Raw genomic sequence first — 10611 nt, 5'->3', positions numbered from 1 at the left:
TTTATATTTTAAAGTTTTCAGGAAAAAGCTGTATCGATTGAATACTAAGCTTTTATAGAGATAATCAAAGAAGTCAGGTAACGATTTGGTAACGGTGCTTACTGCTTTGTTTTTCAACGTGTTTCCGTTAGCTCATAGCAAATATACAAAATTTTAGAAACTACGTCCTAAATCCAATACTCGGTCTATCATTAGTGTTATTACTTTCTCCTTCCATTTTTGCTTTAATTACTAAATAGCTGTTTAACTCCTGCAAAGAGATTGATGGTTTATTGTTTCGGATTGTCTCCAAAACAACGGTTTTTGTAATCCGTGTATTTTCTTTCAATGCTTTTCGTGATGCTTCATCGCATAGAAATTTGATATCACTTGAGACATAGTTTTCGGTTGCTTTGGCTAATTCTTCGTAATTCAAACCAATTTCTGTCGGACGCTTTTTTAAGTACAATTCAAACATCAATTTACGGGCTTCAAAATCAGGTGGTGGCAAGTAAATATGTTTATCCAATCTCCCTGAACGCAAAATTGCTGGGTCAATAGCATTTGGTCTATTAGTAGCACCAACAATAAAAATTCCGTCTTCTCCGCAATTATTCATCTGTGCTAAAAATTCATTGACTGCACTTGTGTTCATATGACTGATGTTGGATGTGTCCCGACTAGGTACAAGTGCATCCAATTCGTCTATAAAAATTATACTCGGTGCGTTCTGCCTTGCTTCATCAAATAAATTCTTGATGTTTTCCTGTGAAGCATTGACGAATTTACTTTGAATGTCTGACGGTTTTATCTGGTAAAAATTAAATCCAATTTCTTCTGACATTTTCTCAGCAAAAAAAGTTTTACCGCAACCAGGCGGACCATACAATAACATTCCGTTAGGAATAGTTAAACCATATTCTGCATATCGTTCTTTATCGTTCAAGGCGTCTATTACGTCTAATTGTATAGTGTCTTTCAATTCTTGCATTCCTGCAATTGCTGAAAATCCTTTGCCTTTTTTCTTTTCTTTGGGCTGAATTTTTGTGGTTTTTTCTTCTGGAATTGAAAATTCAACTTCTAATTCTCCGTTTAATGTTTGAATAAATTCTTTTACAGACTTGAAACGATTCCCCGCTTTTGATTGCAATGCTTTTCGGATTATGCTCTGCGTTTCTTCGTCTATTTTATCCGAAAATTTTAAAGGTTTTTTGCGTTCGTCTAAAATAACTTCCTCTAATTGTATTTTGTCAGATTTGTATTTGGATATTTCTACAAAGTAAGGCGGTAAACCTGTCAATAAATGGAAATATAAAGCACCGACCGAATAAATATCGCTTTGAGCAGAAAATACTTTATTAAACGTTTCAGTAGCTGTGTAAAACAAATTCAAACCATCTTTCAAAAAATCTTTGTTAGATTGTTGCAGAAAACGAGCATAACCAAAATCTATGATTTTAGGAATGGCGATCTTACCTGATAAATCCAGCATTATATTTTGGTTGGTAATATCGTTATGAATGATTTGTTTGTTGTGCAGATAATTCAAACCATTTAAAACACTCAAAATGATACTTTTTGCTTCATACGGATTGAGTGTATTTTCACGTTTCATTCTGTCGGCTAAAGTTTCTCCACTTACAAAATCCAAAACCACATAAGCATATTTATGGCTGTCAATAATAGCATTTCCGCTATCGTTGTACTTTACCAAATTGGGATGCTTGATTTGTTTTAGCATTTCGATTTCCAAAATCTCCCCACTTTCCGTAAACTGTGTACGATGCAATTTTGCGAAGTCAAAAAGTTTTAGAAATTTGGTTGCTTTCGCTTCATTTTGTGCACGATAGGTCTCGGCATAACTTCCTTTTTTCAGAAAGAAGCTAACTGAATATTTATTGTCAATAGTTTGACCTTTGGATAATACGGATTTACTCATTTTTTATTTTTTTTCGCCAAACTTACCAACAATCCAACGCCAACAATCACATCTACAATATTCCACAATTCTCGTCCTAATGCAATTTTGAAAAATGGTTGAAATAGCAATGCTAATGCTCCATAGATAAACATTTCAGTTTGCCTACTTTGTTGATTAGCTTGATAAGCCAACACGCCAAAACCAATTAACGCTATAAAACGCACCAGTTGATAATAACCATAAGGCATATCCAAAAGGCAACCAAACATTAAAACCGCTAAGCCTATTTTTATGATTTTTTCCATTCTATAATGCTTCTTCGGGATTGCTTGGGCGAGTACTGAAATTTCCATTTTGTTGTAAAATCAATTCGTATTCTAACACATTATTATAAAGCGATTGTGGTTCGTCTTTCCCAAAATCTTCATTTGTAATGAAACCACCTTTTATTTTGCCACCTTTCATTTCCTTTTCAGGATTCCAACCTTTTCCATAATAGAAAAAAGCTTGATAAGTACCATTTGGGAAAGAAAAAGTATAACCGTCACCTCCTTGAATAAAAGCGTGCCTTACAACTTTGTCATTTTTCTTGATAATTACTAAAACATCTGAATTGCTTGTTCGTACCTTTATTTGCGAACATCCATAATCGCTACAGGAAGAGTTACTTCCATAATATTTGGAATAAGGAGTTGAACCAGTAAGCAAAGAATTAGAAATATACATATCGTAAAGTTCTTTTTCTTTTCGTTCTTTTTCTAGTTGAGCCTCTCTTTCTATACGGTCGGTTTCTTCTTGTTCAATGCGTACTTTTTCTAAACGAATAGCTTCCGCTTTTTCTGTTTCATTTTGCTTTTGCTCTAATTCAATACGCTCTTTTCTTGCTTGTTTCGATTCGCAAGAAGTTAAAAGAGCAACAATTAAAAAGGTAGTTAATAGTTTTTTCATAGTTAGAATCTTAGCCCACCAAAATACCATCGTAATCACTAGGTCTTTCTGTAACTGGTAATAAATTAATTAACTCAATTACAATTGGATGCAAATCATCCGTATTTGGGTTTTCTCCGATTTGTTGTAAACCTTCGTTCAATAATTGTCTTGCCCTGTGACTATCCGTCCAATGGAATTGTGAAAAATTCTGATTATGCTGTCTGATGAAATTAATAAGTTGATATACTAATGTCATTTGGAAAAATACTGAATGGATTTCTTCTGCCAATGTCTTACCTAATTTGATGTCTTGTGATTTCAAAACCTCTTCTAATTGATTTCGCAACTGATTAACAACTTGTGTTGAACGGTCGTTTCCTAAATCTTTATTGGCTTTCTCTAATCTATAAAATTCCTCTTTAAGCTCTTCTTCTAATTTTGGCCATTCTGCCTCGCTCTCCAATTTATCAATAGTTTGAGCTACTTTTTGTAGTTCAGACCTTGCCTCCAATCTGCCTGATTCTGTTTTTTTCGATTCAAATATTTTTTCAACTCTTTCTAAATCATCATTTATTTCGTTTCTTTTATTTTCATCAATCGTATCAGATACTTCTCTATAATTGGCTTTTACTTCTTGAATCTGTCTTTCTAACCATTCTGGTTTTACATCAGATTCATTTGATCCAACTTCAAATGGAAATTCAAAATCTATATCAATAAAACTTGCTACACCTGTCATTATATTTGACCTGTCAATATCAATTTTAAGATTCATAATACTTCCTTCGGGCAATAGTGCTGGTAAATCATTTCCAGAAATTTTGATTGTAGAAACGTGATTATTTATTACAGGCTTAGTGTTGGGTTCGCCTTGATATATCGGTATTTCAATAGTATCATCCATTCCTGGTCTGATTTGTTTTTGTGTTTTCAAATCGTTGTAAATTCCAAATGATGGTAAAGTTTTATTCTTCTCTAAACCAATCAGTGGTTTTATAATATTCTTTCCTGTTACTTTGTCCATTACTTCTATACAAATAGCGTGAGGTAATGGTGCTCCACCTGGTACGGATCCTTCTCTTATATCAAATAACTTAGGTTCACAATCTAATCTGTTTCCTTTTTCATCGTAAGCAATAATTTCAAAACCGTTATTATTTCCCTCAACCAATTGTAATTCTATGACTTCTCCTATCTCATTTAGCTCAACTCTTTCACTCTTGAAAGCTTCATCTGTTCTTGAAATTTCAATAAAAACTGTTTTGTCTTTTTGATTTTCTTTTAATTTCAACGTAACATAAGTTTCTGTTCCTACAACCATTGATTCATAATCAACTTTCAATTGCACCACAGAATTATCAATGCTATTATTGTCGCTTTCTACAGGATTGTTAATTGAAGAAGCATAAATTGCAGCACCTTGTGCAACAACAGTCATCGGGTCAATACTTGTGTTTGGCGTTTTGATTTGCTCGGCAATCATTTCTCTTACAATAGGCGAAAGAGTAGGTCCTCCAACTAAAATCAGTTCATCTAATTTACCTCCATCCAAGTTGTTTCTTTGTAATAATGTCTTACAGTAATCAATAGCTTTTTGGATAAATGGACTTATTATTTCTTTGAGCTTTGCTCGGGTAATACTCAATTCGATTTCAAATTCTTCTCCTTTATCATCTTCTCCATATTCATCATAAAGATTTGTAAGTATTGAATATTCTTCTTTGTAGGATAATTGATTTTTAGCATCCTCTGCTAAAGGCTTCCACATTTCTTTGAAAGCATTGAATCTCGCTGTAACTTCTAAAATAGAATCAATTGTATATTTATTTTTTAGGTATGGAATAAATATTTCGTTCACGATGGCTTCATCTAGATTTTTTCCACCTAAAAAATTATCTCCTTCTGTATCTATTACTTTGATGATTCCATCAGAGACTTTTACTAATGCGGAATCAAATGTACCTCCTCCAAAATCGAACACTAACCAATAGCCATTTTTGTTTGAAGATGAGACACCATAAGCAATAGCAGCTGCGTAAGGCTCTTGCACCAATTCTACATATTCAATTCCTGCTAATTCAGCAGCTTTTTTCGTGGCGTTAATTTGATTCATTTCAAATGCCGCTGGAATTGTTATAATTGCCGATTTTACATTTTCCGTATCTACAAAAGATTTCAATGTTTTAAGCACTTCTGAGGATAGTTCTTCTGATGACAATTCTATGCCTTTATCTGTTTTATACACTTCTGAATTACCCATAGTTCTTTTAAATTCTATGAATATATTAGATGTGAAATCCGATTCGTTAAATGCTTTTTTTCTGTCTTTAGGAAGTTGACCATAAGCCTTATCGCCAATGAGCCTGCTCTTATGTGTCACAAGTACACAAGAAGGCAATGTGTCTCTTTGTGTATCTGTTCTAAACATTTTAGGTTTACCATTATCTATTACAGCAATTGCTGAATTGGTAGTTCCCAAGTCAATGCCGAAATCTATTTTTAATCTTGCCATTTTTTAATCAGTTTTATTCGTTAAAGGCAACAATTACTTTTGCTGCTTGTATCATTTTGTGGTTATAATTAACTTGGGGTTTTATAATGCGTTTTATGACTTGTTTTCCTTGTTCAATATTTTCATCAAATTCTAAAGTTGCAACCATATTAAGCCCTTGACTATAAGGTTGACCTATCAAAACAGGAATTTCGTATCCATACGCTTTTAAATTGTCCAAAATGGATTCAGAATATTTTTTTAGATGTTTATAACCTCTTATTTCTTTATCCATTACCTCCAGATTCATTAAAATTCGAGTTACTTCATCAGCTACTTTAAGCACTAAAGAATGGTCTTTTTCGTCCGCTTCTTTGGTTGGAGCTTTTTCCTCTTGTTTTAACTTCAACTGTGATTCTAAAACTTCCATCAGTTTACTGTCTAACTTGATGCTTTCTTCTTCCAAAGCAGTTTTTGTGTTTTTTATTTGAGTTTCCACATCGGTTTTGCTATTTGCAATACGTTTGCCTAAAAGCCAATAAATAACTCCACCTAGAATTAATGTAACTAATGTGGCAATTATCCAATACAACAGATTTGTACTTACATCTTTATCCAACTTGGAAATGCTATCTTTTGAAGCGTTTTCAGTTTGTTGGATTTTGGCACCCAAATTCTCCGCAATGCTATGAATATTTTTCACATTTTCATCTGTTCTCAATGTCAGACTATCAATCTTTTTTTCCTGATTTTCGGTTTTTGAAGAAAGATTTTCCAATTCTGTTTTTTGCTGATTGATTACAGATTGTTGATTGTTTAATTTTTGTTTTAAAACAAAAATTTCCTGCCGTTGCTTTTGGAGTTCTGTATTTTGTTCTTGTGCAAAAAGTGTTGTTGCACAAAATAGTATTGGAATGAGTAGAGTTTTTTTCATTTATTTATTCATTAATGTTTGCTTAACTTTTTTAATTTTATCCTGAACAGTTTTCACTTCTCTCTGTTTAGTTTCAGAAGCCCTAAACCATTGGAATTTTTCAACCTCTCTCAATTCGTTTTCCAATAATTGAATACTTTTTGTTAATTCGGCTTTCTTCTTTGGTGACCAATCAACTTTAAAAGTTTTAGTGTAAACCTTGTAATGCTCTACATATATTTCAATTTTGTGTTCTCCAGCCATATATGTACATTCTTTAGCATTTCCATAACCACCGAGGTCAATTATCTTGCTTTCAGGCGTTATTGTTATTTCATTAGAACTGGTATATCCTTTAGGAGAAGTTTTAGAGCTATTACTATATTTCCCTTCGGGATTAATATATTTTTTGTAAATGGTAACTCTTTGTTTTCCAGTAGAATTTACTTTTAATTTTAGTCCGATATACCTTATGTCTTCTATATGAAAGGGTTTTTCAATAATTTTTGAATTAGAGTCAGTATTTGTAATTTCTACTGAAAGAATTTCGAAACATAAGCTTGGAACAATTTTTTTATAGTTCTCAATTATGCGTGTAATAGTAGCAGATTTTAATGAGTTATTTTCTGTCCAATTGATTAATTCCCAAAACTCTTTTTTAGTTTCGGACTTATCACTTTCTTTAATTTTCTTTAAATTCGTATCTGTTAAAATTCCAGATAATAAATCATTTACATTTCCCCAATTTATTGAGTTTCTGATATTATCCTTTACTGCACCCCAATTTATAGATTTGTGTCCTAGCTTAATTAATACGTCATTTTTCTCAAGGTCTCTGACTTCTTGATTAATTTTCCTCTCATTATCTTCATACATTAGTTTAACAGACTTTAAAACTTCTACAATTTGAGAAAGCTCTTTGTCTTTCATTCCTTCAAGCGTACTAATATTTTCTTTTACTTTGTTTTTCGTAGCATCATTTACCGCTACGCTTTCGGCTAATTTTGCCAGCTTCATAGCTTCTTCAAGATAATTACCGCTTTTTTCCTGTTCCTGGCTTTCGTTGAAATAATCAACAGAACACTGCAACATCTCTTTCGCAATATTATCAGCCAACATTTTATATTGTAGGGTAGCATTACCTACAATAGATTTTAATAGTGCTAATTCCCCTTTGGTGTTACGGTATAAATCTGTTCCAAACTTATGAGCATTGCTTCTGTTATTTATGCGTTTTTTATTGCATTGTTCAATTTGCGTTTCAATTTTATGAACAGGTTCTTCGGTAAACTTTTTGGAAAGATATTTTTGAGTAGTTCCGTTACAATTGCTGAACAACTCCATTGTTTCTGAAGCTGAATATTTGTCTTTGAATTGCGTTAGTAATTCAGCAATCAATAGTTCAATTTGTTTTGGTGTATCAATAGAAAAAGTCTCGTCAGCAACTGTATGAACAAAATCTTTAAAATTTTCCGATTCAATTAGTTTTATTTTGGTAGTAATTCCTCGTTTTAAATCTTCTTTGGAGTCTCCCAACAAATAAAGCGTACTAATATTATTGAAAGCTGAATAATTTTTTGAGTTAACCTCTTTCTCATTGATTAATTTTCCCCAAATTTCAGACGCTTTTTCTTTGTTTCCGCTTATCAGATGCTGAATTGCCGTATTATCAATGGGATTGAGATTGAGAAACCAAAATAGGGAATAGAAAACTTTATTCTGATTTTGTTCGATGTCAGAAAAAGCTTTGTCAATAATGGTACTACTCCTTTGTAGTGATGATAGAAAAGGAAAATCATATTCAGAAGAAATTGACTTTCCTACTTTCGCATAAGCAGATATTTTCCCTTTTCTGCTTTGAATCTCTCTTGCAGAAGCATCTGCAAAAATTCCTGCAATTCTATAGGGATTATTTAGTATTGATTTCATTATAATTTCTACGGTCTGGCAATTTACATTGGTTCTATTTGGTTTCCTTACGGGTTTCCGTAAAGAGCAAAAAATAACGTGAGCTAATTCCCCAAGCTCTGACTGAAGGTGGTCGAATACCCTGACACAAAGCAAAAAGGAACGCCCACGCTTTACCGTAGGCGTTTCCACTTTTACTTCCCTTGTGTCATTGAAAATTTTCGACCTTTTCAGTCAAGGAAATTTATAAAGCGAAACGCTATAATTATATATCTATTTTTCTTTTGTTCTAACTCATTGAAACTTCTTTTGTTCTCCTGCAAATATATGAAAAATACATCTAGGATTTCTTCTGTAGGGCATTTCAAAGTCTATTCTACAATTTTCTCCCTTTCTTCTTTTTCTTGATCCGATTAGCAAACTGCTCTTCTTCGTAATCCTCGCCTTGTGCATCGGATAACAAGCTAAACAATCCCAAATCGGTATTAGGCGAATGTTCCTGTGAGAGAAACTCAAAAAGGTCTTTTGTCGGTACGTTGTCTATTTCATTTGTTTTAGAAACAGGGTTATCCTGTATCTTCAATTCGGGTTTATTTCCATTATTCCACCAATCGTTGAATACTTTTGCCGACAAATTTCTGTCTAATTGTGAGCCGTTCCAAACGCTTCTACTTTCGTGGTCAATAAAGGTCATACCGTAAATTCGTCCTTCACTATTACGTCTTACAACTGTATTAATACCCTGTTCGGTCAACTGCTTTTTAAAATCCGTTTCATTACTTGTGGTATGTATGGCAAGCTCCACCGTATTTTTCAGAACTGACCTTACAGGTGTGGTTTTCATTTTCTCTTTGGACTGCTCAAAGTGTTTTTGCAGTTGTGGAACGCCTGCATCTTTTCCGAAAAACGATGCCTTGAACGGATTGCTTACCTTGTTTCCGTTTTCGTCCAATGCCACATAAACTAATCCATTTACCGTCTGACCGTTCCGCTCGCCTTTGACTTCTTCCGCTGTGATGTTGAATAGCGACAGCAAAGCACTGTAACTACCCATAGTAGAAAAGTTATAATACTTTGGTAGATGCCGTACTGCCGAAGCAATCTGACTTTTGATGTCTCCATTTTTATGATTTACAGGCTTGAAAATCTTATCGGCTTGTTTCTTCTCCTGCTCGGTGGCTTTGTTAAGGTTATATTTCGTTTCCAAATCCCGACAGATAGCCATTGAGCGTGGATGGTCGTAATCATCGGGAATTTTCTTTCCGTCAATGCCCACACAAGTTGAAACGATGTGTATATGCGTTCTGTCAATATCCGTATGCTTGAAAACGATGTAAGGTTGATTGCCATATCCCATACGTTCCATATACTCCTGTGCCATTTGCATAAACTGTTCATCGCTGACTTTATCTGAAGGATCTGGATTCAGCGAAATATGCCGTACAGTCTTTTCCGTTTTGATGTTTGCCGAAAGGTAAGGTTCAAAGCATTTATTGAAATATGCTACAGAATATCTGCAGTCCACGGTGTCGGGTATCTTGTTCAAGAGCAGAGCCGCTCCGTTTTTCTTGTCCACTTTCTGCTGATTGTACAAAATTGCTCCGTACATATTGCTTCCCTTTCCGATTTTTGCAATCATATTTTTACTCTTTATTCAGGTATTTCTTTTCAAATTCCTGTGTCAAACGGATGACTTCTTTAGTAACTTGTACCAATTCTATAGTTTCTTTTTCCAATTTAAATAGGTATGTTCCTGCTTTTTTCTCCGAAAAATTGCGGTACAATATCTTCACAATCTGATTGTAATTTGTTCCGATTGCTCGGAACTGACTAAAAAATCGGGTCAACTTTTCATGATATTCTATTGCATCCATATCAATTTTAACGGTCTTTACTGTCTTTTGAAAGATACAGGCTGTAATAAAATGAGCAATTACTTTCATTTCTGATTGGTCAAAAAGGGCAAGAAACTTGGCATTGTCTTCTGCATTCAGGTTAATGGAATACCGATTGACCGCAGGGTCGGTCTTCGGTTTTCTTCCTGTTTTTCTAATCTGTTTTCTGTTTTTCTCTTCCATAATAATCCATTTTTAATTTTTAATAAACGTGCGACTTCGGAGCCGTTTCCAGCCCCCTGCAAGGGCAAGTGCTTTTGAGGTGCCGAAATTTATTTCGAGTACCTCAAAAGATAACTTGCTCTGAACAGGGGTTCAGAAAAATCCGTTTTGCAAACGGATTGTAGTTAGCAGGGAAAACCCATAGCTTCCATTACAAATTTCGGTAAGACTATTTGAATAACAGCTATTTACAACAATGACAATGAACGCCAAATGATGCCACTGAATTCCATCTTAAGGCAGATTGGGACTGCTTTTATTTCCTTTGTATATGGCTAGCTAGCTGATTGGTTATATCCTTAATGAAGTAACTAAACAGCATAAATCCCGACAGCAAATCTGCGTGATTGAA

The 10611-nt window shown here is 33.9% G+C and carries 8 protein-coding genes; all 8 read right to left on the bottom strand.

What is annotated here, in order from left to right:
- Positions 1-160 precede the first annotated feature (160 nt).
- Entirely contained in the window at positions 161-1918 is a 1758-nt protein-coding gene (locus CF599_RS18805; RefSeq protein ID WP_115950310.1) for an AAA family ATPase, read from the bottom strand.
- Positions 1915-2205: a DUF6804 family protein gene (locus tag CF599_RS18800; protein WP_115950309.1), complete on the bottom strand. Its 291-nt coding sequence runs from the start codon at positions 2203-2205 to the stop codon at positions 1915-1917. Before CF599_RS18800 ends, CF599_RS18805 begins: the two co-directional genes overlap by 4 nt.
- A gap of 1 nt (position 2206) precedes the next feature.
- Positions 2207-2848, bottom strand: coding sequence for a hypothetical protein (locus CF599_RS18795; protein ID WP_115950308.1), 642 nt, complete (start codon positions 2846-2848; stop codon positions 2207-2209).
- A gap of 10 nt (positions 2849-2858) precedes the next feature.
- Complete coding sequence (locus CF599_RS18790; protein ID WP_115950307.1) at positions 2859-5342, bottom strand: Hsp70 family protein; 2484 nt, start codon at positions 5340-5342, stop codon at positions 2859-2861.
- Between the two features lie 13 nt (positions 5343-5355).
- The gene (locus tag CF599_RS18785) at positions 5356-6255 is read right to left on the bottom strand and encodes a hypothetical protein (protein ID WP_115950306.1); all 900 of its coding nucleotides are present in this window, start codon (positions 6253-6255) and stop codon (positions 5356-5358) included.
- A complete protein-coding gene (locus CF599_RS18780) occupies positions 6256-8163 on the bottom strand; it encodes a hypothetical protein (RefSeq protein ID WP_115950305.1) in 1908 nt (635 codons plus the stop codon).
- A 355-nt stretch (positions 8164-8518) separates the two neighbouring features.
- Positions 8519-9781 (bottom strand): conjugal transfer protein MobB, encoded by a 1263-nt coding sequence (gene mobB, locus CF599_RS18775; protein ID WP_115950304.1) that lies wholly within the window; start codon positions 9779-9781, stop codon positions 8519-8521.
- Between the two features lie 4 nt (positions 9782-9785).
- On the bottom strand, positions 9786-10220 hold the full coding sequence (gene mobA / locus CF599_RS18770; protein ID WP_115950303.1) for a conjugal transfer protein MobA: 435 nt from the start codon (positions 10218-10220) through the stop codon (positions 9786-9788).
- Between the last annotated feature and the right edge of the window lie 391 nt (positions 10221-10611).

It is taken from the genome of Myroides sp. N17-2, assembly GCF_002286775.1.
Lineage (GTDB): Bacteria > Bacteroidota > Bacteroidia > Flavobacteriales > Flavobacteriaceae > Flavobacterium.
The sequence above is the reverse complement of the archived record's forward strand: the minus strand, read 5'-3'. Positions and strand labels throughout refer to the sequence as shown.

Bases quoted from the DNA above. Each gene is read 5' to 3' on its own strand.
- CF599_RS18805 (WP_115950310.1), bottom strand. From the start codon at position 1,918: ATGAGTAAATCCGTATTATCCAAAGGTCAAACTATTGACAATAAATAT.
- CF599_RS18800 (WP_115950309.1), bottom strand. From the start codon at position 2,205: ATGGAAAAAATCATAAAAATAGGCTTAGCGGTTTTAATGTTTGGTTGC.
- CF599_RS18795 (WP_115950308.1), bottom strand. From the start codon at position 2,848: ATGAAAAAACTATTAACTACCTTTTTAATTGTTGCTCTTTTAACTTCT.
- CF599_RS18790 (WP_115950307.1), bottom strand. From the start codon at position 5,342: ATGGCAAGATTAAAAATAGATTTCGGCATTGACTTGGGAACTACCAAT.
- CF599_RS18785 (WP_115950306.1), bottom strand. From the start codon at position 6,255: ATGAAAAAAACTCTACTCATTCCAATACTATTTTGTGCAACAACACTT.
- CF599_RS18780 (WP_115950305.1), bottom strand. From the start codon at position 8,163: ATGAAATCAATACTAAATAATCCCTATAGAATTGCAGGAATTTTTGCA.
- mobB (WP_115950304.1), bottom strand. From the start codon at position 9,781: ATGATTGCAAAAATCGGAAAGGGAAGCAATATGTACGGAGCAATTTTG.
- mobA (WP_115950303.1), bottom strand. From the start codon at position 10,220: ATGGAAGAGAAAAACAGAAAACAGATTAGAAAAACAGGAAGAAAACCG.